Annotated in this window: 26 protein-coding genes; 17 read left to right on the top strand and 9 right to left on the bottom strand. The window is 25.2% G+C overall.

Annotated features, from left to right (window positions below):
• Positions 1 to 12 precede the first annotated feature (12 nt).
• From AVBRAN_RS07005 to AVBRAN_RS06990, 4 genes are read right to left on the bottom strand one after another with little or no spacing between them, the layout of a single operon-like run.
• Entirely contained in the window at positions 13 to 588 is a 576-nt protein-coding gene (locus AVBRAN_RS07005) for an HD domain-containing phosphohydrolase (RefSeq protein ID WP_239802901.1), read from the bottom strand.
• The gene (locus AVBRAN_RS07000) at positions 585 to 1,337 is read right to left on the bottom strand and encodes a hypothetical protein (RefSeq protein WP_239802900.1); all 753 of its coding nucleotides are present in this window, start codon (positions 1,335 to 1,337) and stop codon (positions 585 to 587) included. The genes AVBRAN_RS07005 and AVBRAN_RS07000 overlap by 4 nt, the downstream gene beginning before the upstream one ends.
• A gap of 1 nt (position 1,338) precedes the next feature.
• Entirely contained in the window at positions 1,339 to 2,034 is a 696-nt protein-coding gene (locus tag AVBRAN_RS06995; RefSeq protein WP_239802899.1) for a hypothetical protein, read from the bottom strand.
• Entirely contained in the window at positions 2,034 to 4,787 is a 2,754-nt protein-coding gene (locus AVBRAN_RS06990) for a hypothetical protein (protein WP_239802898.1), read from the bottom strand. Before AVBRAN_RS06990 ends, AVBRAN_RS06995 begins: the two co-directional genes overlap by 1 nt.
• Before the next feature lie 142 nt (positions 4,788 to 4,929).
• Here AVBRAN_RS06990 and AVBRAN_RS06985 point away from each other — a divergent pair, with 142 nt between their 5' ends.
• From AVBRAN_RS06985 to AVBRAN_RS06920, 14 genes are read left to right on the top strand one after another with little or no spacing between them, the layout of a single operon-like run.
• Positions 4,930 to 5,628, top strand: coding sequence for a DNA/RNA non-specific endonuclease (locus tag AVBRAN_RS06985; RefSeq protein ID WP_239802897.1), 699 nt, complete (start codon positions 4,930 to 4,932; stop codon positions 5,626 to 5,628).
• Positions 5,629 to 5,631: 3 nt separating this feature from the next.
• The gene (locus AVBRAN_RS06980; protein ID WP_239802896.1) at positions 5,632 to 5,946 is read left to right on the top strand and encodes a hypothetical protein; all 315 of its coding nucleotides are present in this window, start codon (positions 5,632 to 5,634) and stop codon (positions 5,944 to 5,946) included.
• Entirely contained in the window at positions 5,943 to 6,245 is a 303-nt protein-coding gene (locus AVBRAN_RS06975) for a type IV conjugative transfer system protein TraL (protein WP_239802895.1), read from the top strand. The genes AVBRAN_RS06980 and AVBRAN_RS06975 overlap by 4 nt, the downstream gene beginning before the upstream one ends.
• Before the next feature lie 2 nt (positions 6,246 to 6,247).
• The gene (locus AVBRAN_RS06970) at positions 6,248 to 6,814 is read left to right on the top strand and encodes a type IV conjugative transfer system protein TraE (protein WP_239802894.1); all 567 of its coding nucleotides are present in this window, start codon (positions 6,248 to 6,250) and stop codon (positions 6,812 to 6,814) included.
• Positions 6,815 to 6,828: 14 nt separating this feature from the next.
• Positions 6,829 to 7,599, top strand: a complete 771-nt coding sequence (locus tag AVBRAN_RS06965) for a type-F conjugative transfer system secretin TraK (RefSeq protein ID WP_239802893.1) — start codon at positions 6,829 to 6,831, stop codon at positions 7,597 to 7,599.
• Positions 7,596 to 8,876, top strand: a complete 1,281-nt coding sequence (locus AVBRAN_RS06960; RefSeq protein WP_239802892.1) for a TrbI/VirB10 family protein — start codon at positions 7,596 to 7,598, stop codon at positions 8,874 to 8,876. The genes AVBRAN_RS06965 and AVBRAN_RS06960 overlap by 4 nt, the downstream gene beginning before the upstream one ends.
• A 14-nt stretch (positions 8,877 to 8,890) precedes the next feature.
• Positions 8,891 to 9,247 carry a hypothetical protein gene (locus AVBRAN_RS06955; protein WP_239802891.1) on the top strand — a complete coding sequence of 119 codons (357 nt, stop codon included), beginning with the start codon at positions 8,891 to 8,893 and terminating at the stop codon, positions 9,245 to 9,247.
• Positions 9,244 to 10,065: a hypothetical protein gene (locus tag AVBRAN_RS06950; RefSeq protein WP_239802890.1), complete on the top strand. Its 822-nt coding sequence runs from the start codon at positions 9,244 to 9,246 to the stop codon at positions 10,063 to 10,065. Before AVBRAN_RS06955 ends, AVBRAN_RS06950 begins: the two co-directional genes overlap by 4 nt.
• Positions 10,058 to 10,453, top strand: coding sequence for a TraV family lipoprotein (locus AVBRAN_RS06945; RefSeq protein ID WP_239802889.1), 396 nt, complete (start codon positions 10,058 to 10,060; stop codon positions 10,451 to 10,453). The genes AVBRAN_RS06950 and AVBRAN_RS06945 overlap by 8 nt, the downstream gene beginning before the upstream one ends.
• Positions 10,450 to 11,037 carry a hypothetical protein gene (locus AVBRAN_RS06940; protein ID WP_239802888.1) on the top strand — a complete coding sequence of 196 codons (588 nt, stop codon included), beginning with the start codon at positions 10,450 to 10,452 and terminating at the stop codon, positions 11,035 to 11,037. Before AVBRAN_RS06945 ends, AVBRAN_RS06940 begins: the two co-directional genes overlap by 4 nt.
• A complete protein-coding gene (locus AVBRAN_RS06935; protein WP_239802887.1) occupies positions 11,030 to 13,585 on the top strand; it encodes a TraC family protein in 2,556 nt (851 codons plus the stop codon). Before AVBRAN_RS06940 ends, AVBRAN_RS06935 begins: the two co-directional genes overlap by 8 nt.
• A complete protein-coding gene (locus tag AVBRAN_RS06930) occupies positions 13,575 to 14,108 on the top strand; it encodes a S26 family signal peptidase (RefSeq protein ID WP_239802886.1) in 534 nt (177 codons plus the stop codon). Before AVBRAN_RS06935 ends, AVBRAN_RS06930 begins: the two co-directional genes overlap by 11 nt.
• An 11-nt stretch (positions 14,109 to 14,119) precedes the next feature.
• Positions 14,120 to 15,676, top strand: a complete 1,557-nt coding sequence (locus AVBRAN_RS06925; protein WP_239802885.1) for a conjugal transfer protein TraH — start codon at positions 14,120 to 14,122, stop codon at positions 15,674 to 15,676.
• The gene (locus AVBRAN_RS06920; RefSeq protein WP_239802884.1) at positions 15,673 to 18,699 is read left to right on the top strand and encodes a conjugal transfer protein TraG N-terminal domain-containing protein; all 3,027 of its coding nucleotides are present in this window, start codon (positions 15,673 to 15,675) and stop codon (positions 18,697 to 18,699) included. The genes AVBRAN_RS06925 and AVBRAN_RS06920 overlap by 4 nt, the downstream gene beginning before the upstream one ends.
• 66 nt (positions 18,700 to 18,765) lie before the next feature.
• On the opposite strand, the gene AVBRAN_RS06915 is transcribed toward AVBRAN_RS06920, so the two are convergent.
• Complete coding sequence (locus tag AVBRAN_RS06915) at positions 18,766 to 19,233, bottom strand: hypothetical protein (protein WP_239802883.1); 468 nt, start codon at positions 19,231 to 19,233, stop codon at positions 18,766 to 18,768.
• A gap of 298 nt (positions 19,234 to 19,531) precedes the next feature.
• Between AVBRAN_RS06915 and AVBRAN_RS06910 the strand changes: the two genes are divergently transcribed.
• From AVBRAN_RS06910 to AVBRAN_RS06900, 3 genes are all read left to right on the top strand, one after another.
• A complete protein-coding gene (locus AVBRAN_RS06910; protein WP_239802882.1) occupies positions 19,532 to 19,807 on the top strand; it encodes a hypothetical protein in 276 nt (91 codons plus the stop codon).
• Between the two features lie 466 nt (positions 19,808 to 20,273).
• Entirely contained in the window at positions 20,274 to 20,504 is a 231-nt protein-coding gene (locus AVBRAN_RS06905) for a hypothetical protein (RefSeq protein ID WP_214120440.1), read from the top strand.
• Between the two features lie 519 nt (positions 20,505 to 21,023).
• Positions 21,024 to 21,266, top strand: coding sequence for a hypothetical protein (locus AVBRAN_RS06900; RefSeq protein ID WP_239802881.1), 243 nt, complete (start codon positions 21,024 to 21,026; stop codon positions 21,264 to 21,266).
• A gap of 180 nt (positions 21,267 to 21,446) precedes the next feature.
• On the opposite strand, the gene AVBRAN_RS06895 is transcribed toward AVBRAN_RS06900, so the two are convergent.
• From AVBRAN_RS06895 to AVBRAN_RS06880, 4 genes are all read right to left on the bottom strand, one after another.
• The gene (locus AVBRAN_RS06895) at positions 21,447 to 22,901 is read right to left on the bottom strand and encodes a hypothetical protein (RefSeq protein WP_239802880.1); all 1,455 of its coding nucleotides are present in this window, start codon (positions 22,899 to 22,901) and stop codon (positions 21,447 to 21,449) included.
• 584 nt (positions 22,902 to 23,485) lie between these two features.
• On the bottom strand, positions 23,486 to 23,923 hold the full coding sequence (locus tag AVBRAN_RS06890; RefSeq protein ID WP_239802879.1) for a hypothetical protein: 438 nt from the start codon (positions 23,921 to 23,923) through the stop codon (positions 23,486 to 23,488).
• 5 nt (positions 23,924 to 23,928) lie between these two features.
• Complete coding sequence (locus AVBRAN_RS06885) at positions 23,929 to 24,348, bottom strand: hypothetical protein (protein WP_239802878.1); 420 nt, start codon at positions 24,346 to 24,348, stop codon at positions 23,929 to 23,931.
• Positions 24,349 to 24,359: 11 nt separating this feature from the next.
• Positions 24,360 to 24,710, bottom strand: coding sequence for a hypothetical protein (locus AVBRAN_RS06880; RefSeq protein WP_239802877.1), 351 nt, complete (start codon positions 24,708 to 24,710; stop codon positions 24,360 to 24,362).
• Positions 24,711 to 24,771: the final 61 nt, after the last annotated feature.

Below are 24,771 nucleotides of genomic sequence, written 5' to 3'. Positions count from 1 at the left end.
AAAAATATCTCTTTAAAAAAAGTTACTATGATATTTTTTTAATATGTTAGATATTTCATTAATAGAATGTATATTTTCAAAAGAAGTATCTTTATAATGTTTTAATGTTTCTTCTATTGCTTCATTAAAAGTCAGTGGTGGTCTAAAACCTTTTTGACAAACACAACCATGAAAAGTATCAGCAATATTTATAAAATTTGCTTCAATAGGATAATTATCTGCTTTAAAGTAACCTAAGTATTTAGGATTTTCGTGATGATAATATATTAACAATGAAGCTTTTTCAAAGCCTAATTGTTTAACTACTTCCGCAGATAAAATGGGGTGTCTTTTTATTTGTGCATATTCTTTGTCATGTATAAAATTATCCTTTTCTAATATATTCATAAGCGATAATAAACCTATGTTTGACAAATAAGAAGCAATATAAAAATCATCATCTAACAAATTAAAATTTTCTGCTAACTGAATAGCTAAATCGCCTGTATGTTTCATTTTTAAATAAACCTGTGGCGATAAAATTTTATGTGTTAATAATATATTATTTATAAAATCAATAGTGCTTTTATTTATATTTTCATACTTCATTCATTTAACTCCTTTTTAATTCTTTCTTCTTCAATTATTTTTTTACATATTCTCCAAAAAATCAGCGTATATGGTATGATTGCAGCAAATATCATTGTCATAATTAAATTTATAGATATTCTGTCAAGTGAGGGCAATATATATTCATAATAAAAATTTAGAATTGAGTATGTATTTACATTGTAAAAAATACGAACTAAATCAAGGGTAAAATCAAAAATTGAAAAAAGTTTGTTTTTGTCGTAATATGATATATATAATAAAAAATCAAAGAAAATAGCAATAATTAATGCTTTTAATAAAAAACTTAAACTTCTACCATTAAGCAGTGATAAAATTGCCCTTTTTGTAAATTTTCCACGATAGTAAGAAGAAACATAAAACATAAAAAATGAAGAAATTATCATAGGTAAATATGAGCTAAATTCCAATAAGAAAGATTCAAAATAATTTATCTTTGAATAAAAAATCACTTCTTTTAATGGGGGATATATTAATTGTATTAATGCAAATAAAATAATGAATAAAAAGCTTTCTAAAAAACCTGCAAAAAAACCTAAACGAACAAAATCTAAGACTTGTTCAATTGTAAAAAATTCCTTAGGTAATTCACTTTTGCTTTCAATAACATAAAAGCGTTGGATTTCACTTAAAGCATTTACTATTGTTCTTGGTTTAGTGTATCCACCTTTTTCATTAACTACATAAGGTTCATCTGTGTTTGCTGGTAATAAAGTATGTTTCGCCATTTTATGCCTTATTTTTTATTAAAGAAAAATTAATTTTGTAATTTATTAGATCATTAATAATTATTGATTTTTCAATATTGCTAATATCATTTTTAAGCAATACTAGAATTTCAGAATCTTTATTTTTATAAATGATTTTTATAAGATTTTTTTTGTCTATATTTTCGTTTAAAATGTGCTTTATAATTTTTTTGTTATAGTTTTGTAAAAATATTTCATTTTTGATATTCTTATAATTAACAATTTTATATACATAAAAATACATTTTTTTATGTTTTTCAAGTGGATATTTTAATTTTTCCAATGGTATTTGATTGTAAGGTAATTTGCAAGTTCCATAAGCAGTTTTTATTAAATAGCCACCTTTATACTTAGAAATTACTTCTCCTACTAGAACATTATTTAATATTTTTTCTTTAAAATATATATTTTGCTTTAATACAGAATAGTAATGTAGCTTATTTTTAAGCTCTTTTTTTATTTGCTTATATCTACTTTTTGTAATTCTAAAACTTCTTTGTGTATTATTGACATTGTTTTCTAAAAAATGTATCTTTGAATTATTTTCATCTAATTCTAAAAATACATCGTATTTTAAATTTAATTCTTCTTTAATAACTTCTAATAATAAGCTAATTATTTCAATTTTTTCAATATTATAAATAACTTCAAGCTCTTTAAAACTATCAAAAAGCATTATTTATTTCCTTTAAAGCTATCTATATTAGAAATATCAATATGTGTATTATCTTTTATGTTATTTGCTTTATTTTTTAACTCATCAAAATCTATTTTCTCTAAATTAGCACTAGCTTTTATTCCAAAATCACTTGCTAATTCATCAAAATTCATTTTATTAAAATCTAATAGCTTAAATTGTTGCAATGTAAGACCTTCACAAAAATCAATTGCTCCTAAATCTTTGTTAGTTTTTGCTTGTTTTTCAGCTTCTTCCATTATTATTTTTGATATTTTTGATTTTTGACAACAAAAATTGTATGTATGCTTAGTGTATGATGGATATGAAATATAAGAATACTTCTTATCTTTTTTTATTTTAAAACCACTAAATCGTAAATTATAACCATAAAGTTTGGGTGTGCTATTATAATAAATAACTTCTCTTTCGTGATTAATATATTTACAAGCACCATCAGACACACGAGAAACAAAACCACTTTGATTGTTATTTAAGTCTTGCTTACATCTACTAAGTCCTGTTTGTGGATTTGCAATACCAGCAAAACCACTAAGTCCAGACAATTTATAAGCTAAAGCTGAACCTGCATCGATAGCTTCAATATGTGCTGATTTATCTTTTTTAAATACTTTTTCTCCATCATACGCATAGGTAATATTGCAACCACTACCAGCGACATTCATAATTCTTTGTGTGGCTCTTGCATTATGTATATAATCAGCGCAAGTAGAATTATATTTTGATTTTATATAGCTAGTTTTAGCATCACAAAACGCTTTACTTTCATCTGAATTTTTAAACTCAAGAACTTCAGGAAATTCTATATCTTGTTTTTTAAATTGTATATTACAACAAATTCTTTGTTGATACATATCTAAGCCCTTGTCGTATTTAATAGATTTTGCAGTTTCTTTAGATACTAAAAAATTTAATTTTCCAAAAAAATCTTCAAATATAGTATCTAATAAACATTGTGGTGGTAATGCAGTCATACTTGTAACTAAAGCTAAATATCTTGTTTCATCTAATAAAGAAATCAATTTACCATCATATGGGCTAGGAACACCAAAAAAAATTTGAGCCCAACCTTGAGAATGTGTCTTAACATCTTTTACAGATTTAGCTGGACATTTATCTATTTGTTTTTCAGTTATAAAAAACTTATCGCCTTTGAAAATTCTAATATTATCAGATATATTTTTATTATTTGAGTTTTTGATTTGTGAAAATACTTCATTCGTTGCATATATTTTCGCTAAAGAAACACTATCAATATTAGAATTGCAATCAGTTATAAGCTTTTCATTAGGCTCAAGTTCGCAAATATGTTTATTGTCTTCATATTTACAAGCTTTAGTTTTTAAAATTGTAGAATCGGAATTAAGATTTTTAACAGCTTGTGTTTTATTGTTTTCATCTTGTATGACTTGCTTATTACTCTGTTCGTATGATACAAGACATTTTTGTGGTTCAATTATTTTTTCAGTATGTATTTGAACTTCATTTTTAATACCTAAATTGAAAAAATTAACTTTATTATCTACAATTTTAGTGGTTTTTATAATTTCTTCATTATTAGAAGTATTTAGTATTTTACTAACTTGTTCTTCTTCGTTATTGTCATATTCTAATTTTGTAGTAGTTAAAGCAAAATCTTTGTAATCTTCACTTTGTGTTATTTCATTAGCAATAGCATTATTTATATCAGTATTTTTGCTTGAAGAATTAATATTGTATTTATTTACTTGATAGTTATTATTGTTCATATTATTACTAATACTAAAAATAGAAAAAGAATTATTATTATCTTTTATATCGCTTACTATAATTTTTGAAGAAATACTTGCTATAACAGAGTCTTTTATAAAGTTTTTTACTTGCTCTAAATTATAATTTGAATTACATTCACTACTTGTGCAAATGCAACCAGTAGCATTGTAATTATAAGTTTGACTTGTTTTTATATTACCTAAATTATCAAAATCTATATCTAAAGTATCATATACTTTTTTATTTTCATAGCAAGATAAATAATAAGGCTCAGGTTTATAAATAGAGTATTTATCTTTTAATCTAACTATTGACTTTGTATAAGAGCTAATATTATTACATTCGTTAATAACGCATTTATTTAAATGTTCAAAATAACTATTTAAACATACTCTTTCGGTATGCTCTCCATCACCAGAGCATTTTTTTAAATATCTATTGTAATTAGAACATTTATTAGCTATTACGCTTTTTAAATAGTCATCAATTTCTACATTTTTAATTTTATAATTTTTAGCAAGTTGTAAAATAGTATTATTACTATATTGCTCAAGATAATTATTTTTAGATTCTATCTTACTCTTATTGCTACAAACTGCTTTAATTTCAGAAAAATTTAAATTTTTATTAGCAGTTTTTATATTTATACTTAAACCTTGATTATTGCTAAAAAGAGAAATTGTTATAAACTCTTTTTTTTCTTTAGAATTATATAAACCATTGCTTGTTCGTGTTAATTTGTTGTTTTTATCTTTTATTTGACCACCGAAAATTTCAGCATTACTATTATTGATTGCATTAGTATCAAAATTTAAAATACCATTTTTATTAAAATCTGATAATTCCTTATTTGCAGATTTTACTAATTCAGAAATATTAGGATTGCTTTTTGCAATATTTTTTAAAATATCATATTGGTTATTTGCATATAAAAACGAATTAATCAAAACTATTGATAAAGCAATGTTAATAGTTTTCATTTTTATCCTTTAAAAAACTTTTTCTAAACAAATATAGCTTAAAAAACAAGATTACCTTCATAGCATTTAAAAAAATATTTTTTTATGTGTATGAAGGTAAATCCAAATTTTCTGACAAAATAACTTGTTGTAAGGAGAAGAAATGTTAAAGAAAACTTTAATTACATTATTAGTTGTTAATTCTTTTCTATATGCAAATGGCAATGCTAATTATGAACAATATGTGATAAATGATAAATTTAAACCTTTTTTTAGAAATTGTGATCAATTACTAGATAAATACTATTATGTAAATTGCTATAACTATAAGTTAAAAAGCAGTATAGCAGTAGCATATAAGTTAAAAAAAGAAAATTTAGAAACACATATTAAAAAAAGACCCAAATTTGAAGAAGATTTTGAATTACCAAAAAAGCACAGAACAAGATGGAGTGATTATTTACATTCTGGTTATGACAGAGGTCATATTTTAAGCAATCAAAGTATGAATGCTACAAAAGGTGCTCAAAGAAGCACCTTTTTAATGAGTAATATAACTCCACAAGTGCCTGAAATCAATAGAAAAGTTTTTTTAAAAGCAGAAAAATTTGAAAGATTATTAGCTATTAATAACAATGAAGTTGAAGTGCTAAATTTAATAAAATTTAATGACTTTTATAAAACTATAAGTAAAACAAAGATAGCTGTGCCACAAGCATATATAAAAATTTTAATAACAAATAATGATAAATATTGTTTTTATATTCCTAATAATCAAAAGTTTGAAGATTACAAACTAAAAGATTTAAGAATTAATTGTGAAAATTTTTTTCAACTTACAAAAATAAATCAGAAAGGATAAAGGATGTATAAAAAATTTCTTTTAGTTTTTAGTTTTATAGCACTTTTTAGTATAAGTTGTTTTGGAGCAGGAATGGGAGATGCTTTTAAAGATATTTATGAAGATGTAATAGCTCTATTTTTGAACAATGGAATTGTATCTTTAATTTTTCTTGGTCTTTTTATAGGTGCATTTGTTGCTCTTTACAAATATGGAGGACTTACTGGTTTTATAGCAGGTGCAGTTTTCATTGCTATCGGTTTTGGTTACAAAAAAATGGATGTTTTGATTGAAAAAGCTGTTGGTAATGCTGGTGCAGCAAATGGAGTATTGATGTGAGTGAAGAATTACAACCAATCAAAATCAATAAATTTATTGATACAAAGCCTATGGTGGGCAATCTAGAAACCGATAGTTTTTTAATTTTAATGGGAAGTCTAGCAATTGCTGGGCTTTTTATTCAAGATTTCTTACACCAAATGCTTTTTGTTATTTTTGGTGTTTTTTTAACAAAACTACATGTTAAAACTAAAGATAAACTTGTCAGAGGTTTTTTTAAGCACATACTATATTCGTTTGGTATTGTAAAAACAAAGAAAAATATACCTTTTTACCAAAGATATTTCATAGGAGCTTAATAATGAATAGCAGACATTATAAAAGTATTTTAGATAGATTTAAAAAAGAAAATCAAACCATTAAAATAGTGATTTTTATGCTATTATTAGTTATTGTATATCAATCACATTTAATTGTCTCAAAATCTAGTTCTGAAAGAATTATTTTTCTACCACCAAAAGTAATTAGTAAAGAAATTAGTATTACTGGCGATAAGTTATCAAAAGAGTATTTAGAAGAAATAGCCTCTTTTATTACCTATAATCTTTTTAACACAACTACTGAATTAGCAAACAATAATGCTCTAAATATATTAGCACTAGTTGATTCAAGAGCATATTATCAAACTAAGAAAAAATTGCAAGAACAATATGATTATATTAAATTAAACAACATTTCAAGAACTTTTTTTATTAATAAGATTAATTTATCTAACAATCATATTCAAGTTGAGGGTATATTGAAATCCTTTATCGGAAATAAAGTAGCTTCACATGAGAAGTCGTTACTTGATATAGATTATAGAATCGATAATGGACGATTCTACATAACTGATTTAAATGCAAACTATGAAGAAAAAAATAAATAGGAAAGGAATTATAAATGATTAAGAAAATATTAATTGCAGTATTTTCAATTTGCAGTTCTTATGCAGTTACAATAATTGAAAGCCCTAGTGATGGAGAAGCAATTGCTGTTTCAAATAGGAGCGTAAATAGAATTGTATTGCCATATAAAATAAAAGATTTAGCGTATTCAAAAGAAAAAGGCTTAATTGTGAATATAAATGAAAATCAAGCATTTATAAAATATGTGCCTATACAAAAAGACATATATGCAAATGACCCAAACGATAGAAGAAATACCCCTATACAAAGCCAAATAATCTATTCAAGGGCAAAACCTGCAGAAGTATTTTTTATAACAAGTGGAAAAACATACTCTTTTTCTTTGATACCTAAGGACATAAAAACCCAAACTATTATAATAAATGATTATGTTAAAGATAAAAAAGTTGCCTTAAAATATGAAACTAGCAATAACTATACTGCAATAATGTCGGATATGATAAAAAAAGTTTATTTGGGTAATTCTCCAAAAGGCTTTAAGATTCAAGAATTTAATAAAGTAGTAAGTAAAGACCACATAAAAACAATAACTCTAAAACAGGTGCAAGAAGGTGCTTTATATAAAGCATATCTATTTGAAGTAAAAAATAATACTTCAGTTAGTAGAGCAATTGATGAAAAAGAATTTTTTAAATATGTAGAAAATCCTGCATTAGCAATTAGTGTTTATTTCCAAAATGAGTTTAATGAATTTTTGCCACATTCAATAGCAAAAATTGTCGTAATCACAAAGGCTAATCAATGAAGATACTAGATATGTTAAAGAAAATATTTTCAAATGAAACAGATCCTAATGAGTTACAATCAAAAAGAAAATTAACTCTTGTGATTATAGGAATTGTTGCTTTTTTAATTATTTATATTACTTTATCAAGTAATACAAAAGAAATAAAAATACCACAAAGATTGCAAAACGATAGTGTATTTAAAGACAATACTACTAAAAATATTGCTAGAGATAGATGGGCTGCTGAGGCTGTAGATGATTTGCATAAACAAAAGCAAGAACTAGAAAAGCAACAATCAATGACTGATAAGTTACAAAAAGAGATTGCAGATTTAAAAGAAAAGTTGAATCAAAATAAATATCAATATGAAACAAATAAAGATAATGCTTTTAAAACAGATTTTCAAGCACCTACACCGAAAGAAGTTGCAGACACTTCAAGAATAACCAATATAGATAATATTGCCACACAAAGCAGACCAATAAGGAAAGAAAGCTTATTAGACCCTACATATAAATCAAATATTATTTATACAAACTTAGACAATGCTTTAGAAAGTAGAAAAATAGTAGATACAGAAGAAGTATTGAAAGAAGATAAAGAAGAAAAAGTAGAACCATTAAGCAATAATTTTTTAATCCCAACAGGTTCAATTATTAAAGCAGTTTTGCTTAGTGGATTCGATGCACCAACTTTAGCCCAAGCAAAAACAAACCCTGCACCAATTTTATTAAAAGTTACAGATTTTACAATAGCTGCTAACAATTTTTCTCAAGATGTAAAAGATTGTTTTATAGTAGCTGAAGGCTATGGCGACTTATCAAGTGAAAGAGCGTATATTAGAACAAATACGCTTACTTGTATAAATAGCGATAATAAAGCTGTGATAAGTGATATTGCTGGTTATGTTAGTGGAGAAGATGGCAAGAATGGACTTAGAGGCCGTGTAGTTGATAAAAAAGGAGCTGTCTTAGGTCGTTCAATTATTGCTGGTTTTTTAAGTGGTATAGGAGAAGCATTTGGTAGCAGAGGACTTATTACAACTACAAATACTGATGGTTCTCAAATTAGTGGTTTTAATGGAGAACTTACAACGAAAGATATAGTAAATCAAAGTCTTGGAAAAGGTGTATCTAATGCCGCAAACAAACTTGCTGACTTTTACTTAAAAATGGCAGACCAAATAAGTCCGGTAATTGAAATTTCAGCTAATCGTGAAGTTGAAATTATTCTTACAAAAAATATGATAGTTGATTTAAACAAATCAGAAATATTAAAAGAAACTATTGAATAATAAGGAGTTAAACAATGAATAAATATTTATTATATAGTAGCATAGTTATTTTTACATTATCATTCAATGCTTGTTCAATTATTAATCCTTATCACAATGAATTTAAGTGTTCAGGTGGCAGTAATGTAAGTTATTGTGCAAGTGTTACTAATGTATATGAACATAGAAAAGATCTAGAAAATCAAAAAGAATTAATAAAATATGAAAATCAATCTTTAAACACAAATAACAATAGTCTTGATTTAATAAAAGAAAACAAAGATTTAAAACTCGTAATACAAAGTAAGGAAATTGAAAGATTAAGAAGTGATAAGAAAGTGATTTTAATTGAAAACAACTATTTAGACAATAAAGAAGGAGTTAATCAATGATTAAAAAGGTTTTATTAGGTAGTATTATATGTGTATGTATGTTAAATGCAAATGGTATAAAAAATCATTTTGAAGAAACAAAAATAAATATTAAAAATGACTACAAACATACAAAGTTGAAAGAAAGCGTAAAAAGTAGCGACAATTTCTATGAAAAGAATTCTATTAATAGTGCTGATTTTGTAAAAAAAGAAACACTAACTGATTTAATAATATCATACGAGAAATTAAAGAACGACAATTTATTGTTAGCACAAAGAGTTCATGATTTAGAATTAGCTTTAAAAAGTGTAAATATATCTATTTTAAGCGATTTTGAACGCTTTATGTATGAACAAAAAAAGCTTAATGAACAATGTTCTTGTAACAAAAGTAAAAAAGGCAATAATAAAAAATACAATATCAATAATATTAACCAAGCCAAAAATTATAATAAAGATATTGTAAAAAAATATAATATAAATAATCAAACTAAAAGTGTTTCTCCAGAAAATCAAGAAAAAAGTAGACTATCTAGCAATATGAATGAAGTTTGTAAAGATGAAATGATAATTCTTGAAAATGAAAAAGGTTTTATTGAAACTAAAACTAATTTAAATATTTTAAATAAGCCAACACAAAAAGCACAAATTGTTAAAACTATTGACAATAGCAAAGATGATTATGTGAGATATACTCAAAAAGCAATAAATAACAATGATATTTATTTAAAAATAAATGAAAATGAATGGGTAAATGCTAAAGAAGTCAAATATACAAAAGAAGAAAATAAGACAAAAAGCAAAATTGACAAAATTTTAGGAGGTAATGATGAATAATATAAAAATATGTGTTTTAAGTGTTTTTGCAATTTTAAGCTTTAGTGCTTGTTCGCATAAACAAGAAGTAGCTATACAAAGCGATGAGATAAAAAGAGAAATTATTGAAAAAAATGTGGAAGTTGAAAAATATAAAAAAGAAATGCTAAAAAATAATGAGCATTATTCAGAACAACATTTAAAACAATCATTATATGAAAATTACAAAACAAATAATGAAAAACCACTTTATAAAAACCCACAATTTGCAGTAATTACAATTTTTCCTTATGTAAGTGATGATGGAATTTATCATGAATATGAGAGGGTTTGGATAAAAGTTCAAGAAGGCGATTTTGTGCTTAATCAAAATGGAAATTTAAAAAATAAAGGGAAAAATAAAAAATGACCGAAATCTTTAGCAAAAATAATTATAAAGAATATATATTATTGTGTTCTTATATTTTAAATTATCCACAAAACACAAATGAAAGATTAGTAAATATTGAATATTTATATAAAACCAATTTTAATAATTTAGAAGTTTTACAAAATAATTCAAATAAAGATTTTGAAGAAATTATAGAAAAGTATGGCTTAAAAAATAGTTGTGAATTAGCAAAAGATTTATTAATTCCAATGCAGTTTTATATAAAGAAATTTAACAAATATTATGGTTATCAATTAACCATAATGCTTGTTAATAAAATTTTTAAAGATAATAATATAAAAAACATACAAAACGATTTAGATAAAAATGTAAATAAAGCCTTTTATTTATTTGTTTTAGTATGTAATTATGAATTATTTCTTAGATTTATTCAAGATAAAAAATTTGCAAAATCTATAATCAAAAACAAAATCTTTAATGCAGAAGAACTTACATTAATAAATAAGACAATAAAGCTATATATCAATTGCCCAATATACATACAAAGACAAAGATTTATATTAATGAATTCAAAAAAAACAAGAAGGAAATTACATGCATAAAGAATATACAAGTTTGCCAACACACGAGTTTAATAAGATTTATAAAAGATATAAATTTAGCGATTTTCTAAACTATTCTTTTTATGACTTTGAAAATAATATATATTATAACAATGATGATACTTTTGGAGTTATATTAGAATGCTCTACTAGAATAAAAGCAAGTATAAAGACTTCTCAAACAATAGAAAATATAATAAAAATATTACCAAATGATATGTTCTTGCAAGTAAGTATGTTAGGCTTAAAGAATATAAAAGATACTATTGATTTTTGGCAACAAGAACACAAAAGAAGATCTAATAATAGCGTAGGTTTAAATAGTGAATTGTGCAACAACACAATAGAATCGATGGCGAAATTTTATTATAGAAAAACAAAAGAGCCTATATGTATGAATATGCCTACAACTTTTAAGAAAAATGTATTATTGTTTTCTATAAAATCTAAGAGTTTAGATAAAATTATGGAATTTAAAGAAAATATATATAATTCTTTATTAAGCGATTCATTCCATCCTACTTTTTTAGAACCACAAAAATTAAAAACATATATATATGAGCTATTAAATCCCAATGCGATATATGATAGCGATGGAACACTAAAACATACACCTAAATACAATAAAGAACAGCTTATTAATAAGCAATTAATAAATACAACAACTGAAATTAAAATTCATGATGAATATTTAAATATTGACAATAAAAATATTATCACACTCACTCCTATATCATATCCAAGTGAAGCTTTTTTGAGCGATTTTGGAGAAAAGTTAGGAAACACAATTGGTAGTTCAATAAACAATAATCAGTTTAGAGATAATTTTTTAATTACGGCAAATATTACAAAACTACCAGAAGGTAGAACAAAGGCAGCAAAAAGAAATCACACTATGATTTTATCACAAAAGGCATTTCCTATTTTTAGAAAATTTTTAAAAGTTAGAGAAGAAAGCGAGGGTATTCTTGAGAGAATTGATAATAACAATGAAACGCTTTATGCGTTTGACTTAAATGTTTGTGTTTATGGTAATGATTTAAAAAGCACGAAAGAAAGTGTTGAAATTGTTAAAAAAATGTGGAACTCAGGAGATAGTAAAATCGTATTGAGCGAATGTAACTCTATTCATCAATTAGTATTTTTAAACTCTTTACCATTAAATGTCAATGAAGAATATATGTTTGACCTAGCAGACAAATATTTTTCATTTTTCCCAAATCAAATAACACAATTTTTACCACTGGAATCAGATTGGAGTGGTGGAAATCCAAATTTAATTTTTACTTCAAGAAGAGGTAATATCGTAGGGATAGATTTATTTAAGGATAGCGAAACTTCTTATAATGGATATATTGTTGCGAGTTCTGGTGGTGGTAAATCTGTTTTACTTAATAATTTAGTTTTTAATACATATTGTAAAGGCGATAGAGTTTTTATTTTAGATTACGATAACTCTTTTAGAAGGATTGTTGAAATCTTGGGTGGTCAATATATCAATTTAAGCTTAGAAAACCCTATAAGTTTTAATCCGTTCTCGGACATTCAAACACTTAAAGATTTAATTGATGAAGAAGAATATTTAAGCTCATTCATTTATGCTTTAGGGTGTTCAAATAATAAAGAAGAAGCTGAAAAAGAAGAAAAATATATAAAAAGTAAAATTATAGAAAGCGTAAGAGCTTTATATAATAGTTTGGGTAGCAACTTAGAAATAACAAACATAAGAGATAAGCTAAAAAGCACAAATGAACCAAAATTAATATATTTTGCAGAATCTTTAAGAAACTATTGTAAGGGTGGTGTTTATGAAAAATTCTTTTCAGGTAGATGTCAATTTAATGTTGAAAAAGAATTAATCGCTGTTGAGTTTAAAGGAGTAGAAGACCAAACCGATTTAAGAGATTCACTTATTATGTTGCTTACATATCACATGAAGCAAATGATGTATAACAACGATGATAGAAAAAATAATATTCAAATTATTTTTGATGAGGCTCATAGATTTTTAGGCAAAAATCCAAGAATGGATGATTTTATAGACAACGCATATAGAAGAGCAAGGAAATATGGAGCTTCAATAATTATTGCTACACAAAGTTTTGGAGATATTTGCAATTCAAAAGGCGAAGTATCAAGAGCTGGGGAAACTATTATTTCTAACTCGCCGTGGAAATTTTTTATGAGGCAAAATGAAGAATCGGTTGCATTGTTAGTAGAGTCTAACAAATTTGCTTTATCAAATCATGAAGTGCAATTATTAAGAGATGTCAAAATGTATAAGGATAATTATTCTGAATTTGTATTAATTAATCCAGAGGGTTTTAAATTTGCATTAAGACTTGTAATGGATAGATATTTTTATTATGTAACCACTACTAATATGAATGATAAAGTAAGATTAAAAACTATTGCAGATATATTTAATGTAAATACACACGAGTCTATAAATCTTTTAATCCAATACGAAAAAGATATAGATAATTATGTTAAAAATGGCTTTACCATAATAGAAGCAGTTGAGAAAGTTTATAAAAATGCAATTTAATACATTGATTAACAAACTTCTTAGCAAGAAAAATATTAGAATTATATTTATTATAAATATAATTTTTTGCATTATTTTTATATTGTTTTTAGCCTTTTTTATTAATACAAAATTAAATAAATCTTTTACGCTAATTACTAGCAATAGTATAGGCAAGAAAATAATTCTAACCCAAATCACTGATAAAAATTTAGAATTAAAAGACCTAAAAAACAAAATAGTAATCATTGAAAAAACAACTCCTTATTCTAACAAACACTTTAAGCACATTGCTAAATATATTAAATGTGTTGAAGGCGATATTTTAAAAGTTACTAAAGAAAAAGAGTATTTTTGCAATGATGTTTATTTAGGTTTTGCACAAAATACAAATAGCAAAGGGAAAGAGATTAAAAATTTTGTTTTTAATGGAGCTATACCTAAGAATAAATTTTTCGCAATGGGAACTCATTTAATGAGTTACGATAGTCGCTACTTTGGTTTTATTGATAAGACACAAATAGTTAGAAATGAAGTTTTTTAAGGAGATATATTATGAAAAAACTAACTTTTATTTTTGTTTTTTTATCATCTGCCTATGCTTTAACTTGGCACGATATTAGTGTTACGCATAATATGTATCAAGCAGACCATGCTTATGCAAGGAATGGTTTTTTTAACGGAGGCGGATTCGTAGCAAAATTTAAAAGAGATACTTTTAGTTTAATGAATGTAGAGCCACCACATATAAAAGCTGGTTGTAATGGTATTGATATTGGTTTAGGTGGTCTTAGTTTTATTTCTTTTGATGAGTTAAAAGATAAATTAAAGACAATTATGCAAAACGCTCAAGGTTACGCTTTTAAATTAGCGATTTCAACACTTTGTAAAGAATGTGATGCTATTTTATCTAGCCTAGAGCAAATATCAAATGCAATTAATAGCTTAAACTTTGATTCTTGTGCAATTGCTGCAAATGGTGTTGGTTACTTAGCAAATGAAATTAGTGGTTTTCTTACCGATAATGGAAATAATAAAGATTATAAAAATAGTAAAGAAGAAACCGAAAAAGATTTTCCTTCAACTTTAAATACTTACACAAATGCAGTTGTAGATAAAATAGGAAAAGTAGGAGATTTTTTTGGTAATGGAAATATTTCTAAAGAAGATAAGGCAAACTATGTTAAGAATTTAGGTAGCGTTATTTTTTGGTCTATTAAAAAAGTTAATAAAAAATCAGAATATACAAGTGAAGACCAAAAATATCAAGCAATAATATCTTGGCTTATTGGTGTAGATATTGTTCGTAAGCAAACTGAAGCAAATATAACAACAAATTTAGTCCCAATAGAAGCAAAATATTCATCTTTTGAAATACAAGATGATGCTTCAAATAAAATGAAAAAAATTTTTGAAATTATATTTAGCAAAGATGACACACAAACTATAAAAATACCTATTTATCTATTAAAACAAGATACAACAGGCAAGAATACTGTTGAGATGGTAGATAAGAGCATAAACATATATAAAGATATAGGTAAAGTATATAAAGAGCTTAGCGATAATGTATTTACTCTACTAAACGATATGACAACTAAATACGAGCTAGGAACAGATTCAATAAATGTTTTAAATAATTATCCTATGTTACCAAAAGAGTTTTTTAATGCGATTGTATATGATAATTCAGTATTAAAAAATATAGACTCAAAAACTACTTTATCCTATTCTGCTTGTCAAAATGTAAAAAAGAACTTTTTATGTGATAACTTAAATAATCAAATCAATAAATTAATAAAAAGCATTGCTTTAAAAATTATTTCAAATGATTTATTAGAAAAATTAAATGAATTTCAGTTGTTTTTATTAGAACTACAAAATGATAAAGGTATTTCTGTTGATAAAAAAGAAGGTTTTGCTGAAATGATAGATTCAAAATACTTAGAATTAGTTAAAAATGCAATATCTAAATTAGAAGAACAAAGTGAAGCATTAAGAATTCAATTTCAAGAAGAATATACAAAAAGTGTTGAAAGCATTCAAGAAGCACTTAAAAAACAAGAGCAAAGCCAACAAGGAATAGTAACCAACAATGGAGGTAAAAAATGATTAGAAAGATTATTTTATTTGCATTGTTTTCTAGTTTTATTTATGCAAAAGATAATGTGATTTATGTTTATGGTTATGCTGATACATTAGCAGAAATGCTAAAAAACATATCGCTATTTTATACAACTAGCTTTAATAAAATTATTCAAGCTAGTTTAGTTGTTGGATTAGCAGTAACAATAATAAAGAGTGTATTAAACCCAAAATCCAATATATTAGTAAATATAGTAAAATCTTTTGTTATTTCAATAATTGTAGTAATGATTTTTTTTCGTGCAGGACCAGGTAAAGAATATAGCTATATTATAAAAGATGAAACAAATAATGTTGTAAAAAATGTATCGCATATCCCTATAGGATTAGGAAAAATGCTTGAAATTAGCACTACATTTGAAAGAATAATGACAGATGTCATGGAACAAGCTTTGCAAAATGTCAATGATGAGGTAGATAGATTTTCTAAGAATGGATTTATTTTTCCTTTAAAGGCAAAAATGCTTTACAATGATATACAATACAACAATACTCCTTTCCAAAATAATGTAGGCACATATTTAAATGAATGCCTAATTCGTTATGGTGGTATAGATAGCTCAAGTAATTATCTTGATAATTTACTTTGGGGCGGAACAACATTTCAAAACTTAAGCAGAGCAAATGGTTTGCATCAACAAATGGGGAATAACTTAATTGATAATATGAAATTAAGTGGTGTTTATCAAGGATTTTTAGTAAATTATATAACAAAAGATAATGAAATTAGAATTGTTACTTGTAAGACACTATACGAAAAAATTAAAAATGATTTTAAAAATATAAAATTAGATAAAGAATTATATGCTAAATATAAAACTATTTTTGTAGATAATCTTTCAAAAGATAAAGCTTTAAATAAATTGAATAGCTTTGTAAAATTATGGAGTAATGGTATTGATGATAGTAATGAAATATTAAAGCACAATGTTTTACTAAATACATTAAATACTAGCTTTGTAAATAGAGCTGAAACGCTAGGAGTTAGTGCAAAAGCTAGTGTTTTTGGCTTAGCAACAGCTCAAATGCACTCAAAAGAGCAATTTACAATATCTACTCAAATGGCAATTACGCATTTACCTGAATTAAAAGCTATGGTTCATGTTATAGTTGTAGCATTAAGCCCTTTATTAATGCTATTTGCAATATTGTTTATGAACGCTATGTTTGCAAAAACTTTCGTAACATTACATTTGTGGATAGTGTTATGGAATCCAATAATTGCAATAATTAACTTTATGATTACTGATAAAGTAGAAAAAATAGTTGAATATTTAAATTCGCAAGGTATATCTCCTTTCAGTGTTATAGGTTCAAATTATTTAGATGGCGTAATATTAGATTATATTGCATTTGAAGGCACACTATGGTGGTTAGTGCCATTATTAGCAATGGCAATAGCAACAGGTTCAGCATACGCATTTACACAACTTGCAACTAGCTTAGGACAACAATTCTCAAGCGCAAGTATGATGGGTGCAAGACAAGTAACCAGTATGGCAACGCAAGGCTCACAAAGTATTAGAGATGGTAGTAGCACATATACTAAAGATGGAACAGGTGTTACTAGAAACTTTACTGATGTAGCTAATGGACAAAAAGTTGATTATGCGATGAGATATGGTAATACTGATACTATGCAAGAATTAGAAGTAAAAGGAACTAATTTCCATCAAAAATATGGAAATACAGGTCATACGCTTGATGGTAGCTTTAGCAACCTAGCTGTTGGAGAAACGCTAACAAATAGTGTAAAACAAGGGTTTAATAAAGCAAATAATACTAATATCACAACAGGTTCTCAAGAAGGATTTAGTAAAATTGATACAGGCTCTACTTCAAAACAATATTCTGATTCTGAGCAAAAACAAATGACTGAACAAGTAGCTAAAATAATGACTGAATCAAAATCATTTGAAGAAGCACTACAAAAACTAAATAATGCAGGTTATAATACAAGTGCAGACTTTAAACAATATTTTAGTGAAGACACAAAAGCAAGTTTTGGAGCAGGAGCAGGTGCAAATGCTAATGTAGGCAAAAGTGAAAATATAAGTAAAGGTGCAAATGCTAGTGTTCAAGTATCAAGTTCTACTAGCTCAGGTGCTCAAGCGTCTGATAGTCAAGGGACAAATATACAAAATATGGTTCAAAAAGCATTTAAGTCTGGTGCAATCACTAAAGCAGATAATTCAGAAAACCAAACAGATGCTCATTCTAATACTCAACAAAAAACAGATACTAGCACATATAACACCTCGATAACTACTTTAAAAAGTGGTGTCCATTCAAAAGTTCAAAACTATACACACGGTAATAGTTATGGGACAGAAAATGCACAAAATAGAAATATTAGCCAAAATGCAGTGGCATCTTATATGAATGCTACATTGCAAGAATATGAAAATCAACATGGTGCGATGAGCATTGAAGACAGAATCAAATTTAATATTGATCAAGCTTCAAAAATAGGAAATATGACAGCCGGTATGACTGATACTAAAGAAATTTCTAACGCTTTAGGATTAGGAATCAATGCACCACAAGATGGAGTTAGCAATTATACAGGTTATGACAAATTTAAACATAATTTTGAAAATGCTCAAAGCAGCGTAAATGAAACAAGGTCATTTATAAATGAGCAAGAAATTTCAAACACTCCACAAGAAAAATTTAGAGTTGATGCAATAAAAGATAAAGAAGGTAATTTAAGAAGCGCAAAAGATGGCAATATAATTGCCTCAAAAGAAGAACTTGCAAAGCGTGTAGGCGATTTAACTCTTGATAATAAAGGGCAAATTACATTGAATGGGGAAAAATATAAAGTAGTAAGTGATTACGAAATGCTACAAAAAGGATATAGAACTAAAAGTGTTGAGCAAACTTTAAATGATTCTTTTAAAGTTCAACAAACTAACTATGAATTAATGAAAAGGAATAGCGATGGTGGTTCTTGGCTTTCAAATGTAGCTAATAAATTTTTTAGATAGAGATTAATTTGAAATAATAAGGTAGTTATATCTACCTTATTAGATAATAAAGCTCATTATAAACATTTACCTATCAAATAAATTTTTTGATAAATCAAGAGATAGGCTAGAATAACCATTGTTATACTCTGCCAATGTAGAAAAATCAGTATTGTTTGAACGATAATTATTATGTTTAATAATACTAGAAGAATCATGAAAATTACAAGAACAATTTACAAGATCGTTATTACTATTAATACCATTATAGTTGGTAGTATTTTCTTTGACTAGAGTTATTTTGTCATCATATATATTTCTTATTTTTTTTGATATTAGATACCCTAATGAAAAAAACAAATAAATTATAAAACATACCCCTAGTTGATATAAATATATTAGTTTAATTAATTCTTGTGGTTCATTTATTATTTTGTAATGTGCCATTGCACCTATTGGAATAGCTATAATTAATGAAATTAAAATCAATATAATGGGAATAAGTAACCAAAATTCTAAAATCATTGCAAATTCTTTTTTTATAATTTTCAACATATATTTTACTCCATAAAATTATTTTCATACTATAATTATAGTATAAATTTACTTAAAATAAAATAAGCATTTGTTTTTTAAACAATAGTTATTTAATATATGATATAATAATTTAATTTTTTTAAAAAAATGGCAACTCACTATTTTGAGTTAGGTTTAATGGTTCAACCTTGCCGTATAGGTATTACTATATCTATAAACAAAAACCATTTATTTATTTTAGTTCCTTAGGGGATACTTTATCCTCTAGGGATATTGTATATTTGCCACCCCTTTCGGAACTAGAAAGGATTTAAAAATGGCAAAAGTAAAAGTTTTAACTCGTGAGGAATTAAACGAGTTAAAAAAGAAAAAAGCCCAAAAAAGGGCAAAAACATGGCTAGTTGATAGTCATGGGGTATGTTCTCACATACCTACCAATAAGGCGTTAGTGCCTTATATTGCTCCACAAAAAGTGGTAGAAGAAAAAGAGGTTAAGATAAAAGTAAAATTTTGGCAAGAACCTTTTTTCTTGCCACTTTGTGGTCTTTTAATTTGGCTAGGTTCAGACCTAGCTAAATGGCTCTTAAATTAACAAATATTTCTCCACTTACAAATATTATTTTCAATCTTTTTTTAGTATTGTCAATGCTTGTATAGTGGAGTTTTTTACTCACACGACTTCGGTTGTGTTGGGTATAAATTTAAATAAGCCCATTTGGGGAGAAAAACCCCAATGGGTAATTATTCTCCTAAAAATGAGTTTATTTAAATTTATTTTTAAGGAGAAAAAAATGGCAAATGAAATTTTGTATTTTTGCTTTAAAGTTAGTGTCGTAACACTAGCTACTGGATTAGCGTTTGCTAAGTTTTGTAGTTGGTGTATAGCACTAGCTTTTTAAACACAAAAAAGGTAGGTCAGACACCTGTGTTCCACGATAACGGCGTGGTTTAGGTCTGAAATTGTTGCCCCTATGGGAATAATATTCCCATTATGGGTGTTATTTTTCCTTTTGGGGTTGGTTTTTAATGTTTTAATTAACTTTTAAAAGGATATAATCATGAAAAAAATTTTAAAAAAGTATATTTTTTCAAACAAATTTGTTTTAGAAAATATATCAAGAAGTTGCTATGGTTTTAGTGTAGCTTTTATGATAGCAATTATTGTTGCATTTGTATTTAGGTCAGATTCTGCATTTAATCTTTATACAATATGCTTTTCAATAACAGGAAGTATGATAATGTTTATCTTAGGAATTGTTATAGATAACATAAGAAAGGATATACAATGATTAACGCATATGTAATTATGGGTTTTATAAGCATTATAGGATTAATTGGAATTTATTATTCATTAGACTATCTAAAAACAAAAAAACAAGAACAAAAATAAGTTTCTTTTTTGGCTAGGTATCAAAGATACATTAGCTTTATGCTAATTGTATCTACCTAGCATACTTTTATAGCTTGATTTAATCAGCTTTTTTATCTACAAAAATATATTTACCTTTTATGTATATAATTATATTACTTGGAAAGAATAAAGGTTTCTAACCTTGAACTACATAATAGCTAATATGTGGTTCTACTTCTTAATTTTATTTCTGATAAATAGGTGTCTTTGTTTTATATCTGTATAGATTATCTTTGATATTTTTGATATATAAAAATATTTTTATTGCAAAAATATATATTATAAATTATGTATTATATATACAATAAAATAAACTATATAATATATTATGTATGTTATTTTCCTTTTGGGGTTGATTTTTAATGTTTTAGAATATATAATTTCGTAAAGGAAAAATATGAAAGAATATAAAAAAGAGTTAGGTAAATATTACTTAGATATAAGTAAAAACATAATTAATTTTGGAATTATTGCACCAGTAGTTATGTATTTTACACAGAATATAATATCATTATGGGGTGTTATATTAGTTGTGCCTATAAGCTTATATGTAGTATCTAAAACTACACAGATTGCAAAAGAGCAATTTAAAGAATTTGATAAATTAGAAAAAGGAGAGAAAAATGGAAATACTAACTAATTTAATTGTAGGATGTATATTTCTAGTAGCTATGTTAATAGCAATTAAACTCCCTAAAGACCAAAAATAAGTTCTTTATAATTTTTTATAATGATACATTGTTTAGCTTTATGTTCAATATGTTTATCTAAGCTCTAAATCTAAAAGAATTTAGAGCTTTTTATACAATGTTTATATCAATTATTTTTTTATCTCACTTATAAAATGGATTTTATCCCCTTTTCTTACAAGGATAATATCATTTTTGCAATTTAATGTGTATGCACCTATTTTAAAATCTTCTAATTTTAAAGAGCAGTTTTTAAGTATGGTATCTGAATTTTTTTCAACCAAATCTTTTGCCTTTTTTATATCTTCTGTATTAACCATACCTATATAACGCTTTTCGTTATTTTCTATTTTATAAGTATGTAAAGCATCAAACTCATTATTTACTTTAGAAAAATATTTAATTCCTATATATCCATTAGAATGATTAGGAGTTCTTAATATATAAGCAGATATATTATGATAAAGACTACTTGTTAGTGCGTAGTTTTTAGGATATGCTTCATGTATTAGTTTATTTACATAAGCCCTTTGCTCAAACGGAATTTTTTCATATTGACTTAAATCTTCAGATTTACTAACTACTTCATAATAAGCAGAAGGCATATTGTTATAAGTTGAATATGAATTTTTAGGATCATTTACATATCTTTCTAATTCCCCATTAAATGTCTTTTTAAAAGTAAATGGCTTAGTATTAGAAACACACGATATAGTATAATCCCCGAACTCGCTTATACCTTTGCCATATTTAACACTTTCTAATAAATAATCTCCTAAAAGCATTACTTTATTTTCAGTAGTATCTCCTACAATATAAGGAGTCCCATTATATCTAGCTTTGCAAATATGGTATAGTGGTAAAATTCTATAATAAAATCTCTTATCATTTGTTTTTCTGTCAATACCTGCATCTCTTTTTACCCAAGCTACTTTATTATCTCTTTCATCTCCGTAAAGATAATAATCATCTCCATTTACATAAGGAGCGTTTTGTGGAGTGTGGAATTTAATTACAAATAAGGCAGTAATTTCTTTTCTATACTCGCCAATAAATCTATCACTATCATCTATAAAAGAATATTCTCCAAATTTATTTGTAATTTCAAATGATTTATCCCCTGCTTGACATTCAAAATATCCATCAGAAATCTCATAAGGCGAATAATTATCCTTTATTTTTACAAACTCATCAACTTGTGGCTTATCATCATTAAATAATGCCGGATTATGTCTTAACATAGAGCTAAAAACTTCTTTTTTAATTACACTTTTACCACCAATTCCTTGACAATATCTGTAAGCATGATGATATAAATTTAGCGATTGGTCATTAAGAATAAGGTTGTCATATTGTAATAATACTTCATTGCCTTTAGAATAAATAGTTCTTATAGGTTTTTTAGTGCAATATGAGTGAGGACCATGTCCAAAGCAAGGATTTGGATACTCATAATTATTTAAATATTCCGAAAAACTTTGATTATTAGTAGGTTGTGGTATTTCAGGAATATTATAAACCCCACCATATTTTCCACAAGCACAGAACATCAGTGCAACACTTGATAATAAAATTGTTTTTTTCATTTTACTTCCTTTTTTAAAATATTATATAGCTCAATGCTATTTCTTTCACAATAATAAAATTTTATACTTAATATAAGCTTAATTATACTAAAAAATTAGTATAAATAAAGTATTAAAAGATTAAAAATTAATATATTATATAATTTTTTAAATAAAAAAATAATTAAATTATGTTTTATATGGCAAAGAAGATAATTTTACAATATTACTTTATTTGAAATATGAAAAGTCCCTAAGGGTTGCACATTAGAATAAGAGGTTCTTAGGGAACAGTTATAAATATAATAACTAAATAGTTTTAATAACAAAATATTATTTAATAAATTAAAACAATATAATATTATAACGACTTGTTAAAGAGTAAAAATATAAACTTAATTTTAACTTAAATATAAAACAAAAATTTAGACATTTAACATACAAATATACATTTATTAAATAAAAAAACGCTTATTTTGATGAACTATTATAGATATAATAGTTCAGTTTTAATAAAAATATTAAAAATGACTATATATAAGCTGTAAAAATGCTTATTTTTTGTATTTTTTTGTAATCTTAAACAGGAGAATATTTTTAAAAAATTAATCTAATAAATTATTATTAATTTTATAAGCTACTAAATCTATTTTATTATGAAGTTCGTTTTTTGATATTGTTTTGTAGGATTTATCTTTTTCAACTATGTAATAGCCAAAAGCCCAAACTAATAATGAAAAACAAAATATTGAATATATGTTATTAATAAAATTACTAAAGAAAGAAAACAATGTAAGCATTACAGCTACACATATAAATAAAATATATTGCTCTTGAAAATTATATGTATTTTGATTTTTTTCATAAGCTAAAAAATCATCTTTTAGCTCTATAAACAAATTTAATAAATCTTCTCTTGCATTCTCTAAATCTAATAAATTAAATTTAATGCTTTTTGCATACTTATTTTGATGTTTTTTCAGTGTGCTGAAATCTTCAATTTTATATTTTTTAATATAGTCTATAATGCTTTGCTTTATCATATTTTTTATATATTAACAATCTCTTGAATATAGTTATCAACTATTGCAAAAACACTTTCTTCTTGTTGTTTTGCAGTATAAAAGTCTTTTATGTCATGTATCATTATAGTAAAACTAAAGTTAGAATAATTTTCATTTTCCCTAGAATCAAATACTAATAATGTAATTTTATCCATATTATTAAATACTAATGAATTGATTTTTTCTTTAGATTTTAAATAATAAGGTATTTTGTTATTAATTTCTAGTTCTAAAAGCATTAAACCAGCAATTGCATTTTGTTCTAATTCTAAAATTTCAAAAGGTTTATATGCTATTTTATAATACCCCAAACTTTCATCTTCATTAAATAAAACTACTTTTGTTGTTTCATCTAGCAATTGTGGTTTCATTTTATATTTATTATAAAAATCTATTTTTTGCATATCTATCCTTTTTAATTTAATGTGAGTTCATTCATTTGCATATATTTTATTTGTTCTTGAATTGCTTGTTCTTCCAATTCATATTTTTCTTTATTTACAATTTGCTTATCTAAATATTCATTATGAGCTTTAATTTTTAAATATTGCAATTTATACTTTTCAACAAATAATTTCTGTTGCTTATTTTCTTCTTTAAGTAAATCTATTTTATATTCTAATTCTTGAGTTGTTTGCATCTGCTTTTCTAATAACTCTTTAGTTGCATTATACTGAAGCACATAAAAAACTAATAAGAATGTATTTAATAAAACTAAAAGTAATGCAACTATTTTTTTTATTACTTTACTAAGGGCATAATGCACAAAAATTTCTCCTATACTTCAATATCTTTTAGCTTTGTAATAAATATATAGTTTTTTTTAA

The organism is Campylobacter sp. RM12651 (assembly GCF_022369475.1).
In the GTDB taxonomy this organism is placed as follows: Bacteria; Campylobacterota; Campylobacteria; order Campylobacterales; family Campylobacteraceae; genus Campylobacter_E.
The sequence above is the reverse complement of the archived record's forward strand: the minus strand, read 5'-3'. Positions and strand labels throughout refer to the sequence as shown.

Coding starts and splice junctions, on each gene's coding strand:
- AVBRAN_RS07005 (WP_239802901.1), bottom strand. CDS start 588: ATGAAGTATGAAAATATAAATAAAAGCACTATTGATTTTATAAATAAT.
- AVBRAN_RS07000 (WP_239802900.1), bottom strand. CDS start 1,337: ATGGCGAAACATACTTTATTACCAGCAAACACAGATGAACCTTATGTA.
- AVBRAN_RS06995 (WP_239802899.1), bottom strand. CDS start 2,034: ATGCTTTTTGATAGTTTTAAAGAGCTTGAAGTTATTTATAATATTGAA.
- AVBRAN_RS06990 (WP_239802898.1), bottom strand. CDS start 4,787: ATGAAAACTATTAACATTGCTTTATCAATAGTTTTGATTAATTCGTTT.
- AVBRAN_RS06985 (WP_239802897.1), top strand. CDS start 4,930: ATGTTAAAGAAAACTTTAATTACATTATTAGTTGTTAATTCTTTTCTA.
- AVBRAN_RS06980 (WP_239802896.1), top strand. CDS start 5,632: ATGTATAAAAAATTTCTTTTAGTTTTTAGTTTTATAGCACTTTTTAGT.
- AVBRAN_RS06970 (WP_239802894.1), top strand. CDS start 6,248: ATGAATAGCAGACATTATAAAAGTATTTTAGATAGATTTAAAAAAGAA.
- AVBRAN_RS06965 (WP_239802893.1), top strand. CDS start 6,829: ATGATTAAGAAAATATTAATTGCAGTATTTTCAATTTGCAGTTCTTAT.
- AVBRAN_RS06960 (WP_239802892.1), top strand. CDS start 7,596: ATGAAGATACTAGATATGTTAAAGAAAATATTTTCAAATGAAACAGAT.
- AVBRAN_RS06955 (WP_239802891.1), top strand. CDS start 8,891: ATGAATAAATATTTATTATATAGTAGCATAGTTATTTTTACATTATCA.
- AVBRAN_RS06950 (WP_239802890.1), top strand. CDS start 9,244: ATGATTAAAAAGGTTTTATTAGGTAGTATTATATGTGTATGTATGTTA.
- AVBRAN_RS06945 (WP_239802889.1), top strand. CDS start 10,058: ATGAATAATATAAAAATATGTGTTTTAAGTGTTTTTGCAATTTTAAGC.
- AVBRAN_RS06940 (WP_239802888.1), top strand. CDS start 10,450: ATGACCGAAATCTTTAGCAAAAATAATTATAAAGAATATATATTATTG.
- AVBRAN_RS06935 (WP_239802887.1), top strand. CDS start 11,030: ATGCATAAAGAATATACAAGTTTGCCAACACACGAGTTTAATAAGATT.
- AVBRAN_RS06930 (WP_239802886.1), top strand. CDS start 13,575: ATGCAATTTAATACATTGATTAACAAACTTCTTAGCAAGAAAAATATT.
- AVBRAN_RS06925 (WP_239802885.1), top strand. CDS start 14,120: ATGAAAAAACTAACTTTTATTTTTGTTTTTTTATCATCTGCCTATGCT.
- AVBRAN_RS06920 (WP_239802884.1), top strand. CDS start 15,673: ATGATTAGAAAGATTATTTTATTTGCATTGTTTTCTAGTTTTATTTAT.
- AVBRAN_RS06915 (WP_239802883.1), bottom strand. CDS start 19,233: ATGTTGAAAATTATAAAAAAAGAATTTGCAATGATTTTAGAATTTTGG.
- AVBRAN_RS06910 (WP_239802882.1), top strand. CDS start 19,532: ATGGCAAAAGTAAAAGTTTTAACTCGTGAGGAATTAAACGAGTTAAAA.
- AVBRAN_RS06905 (WP_214120440.1), top strand. CDS start 20,274: ATGAAAAAAATTTTAAAAAAGTATATTTTTTCAAACAAATTTGTTTTA.
- AVBRAN_RS06900 (WP_239802881.1), top strand. CDS start 21,024: ATGAAAGAATATAAAAAAGAGTTAGGTAAATATTACTTAGATATAAGT.
- AVBRAN_RS06895 (WP_239802880.1), bottom strand. CDS start 22,901: ATGAAAAAAACAATTTTATTATCAAGTGTTGCACTGATGTTCTGTGCT.
- AVBRAN_RS06890 (WP_239802879.1), bottom strand. CDS start 23,923: ATGATAAAGCAAAGCATTATAGACTATATTAAAAAATATAAAATTGAA.
- AVBRAN_RS06885 (WP_239802878.1), bottom strand. CDS start 24,348: ATGCAAAAAATAGATTTTTATAATAAATATAAAATGAAACCACAATTG.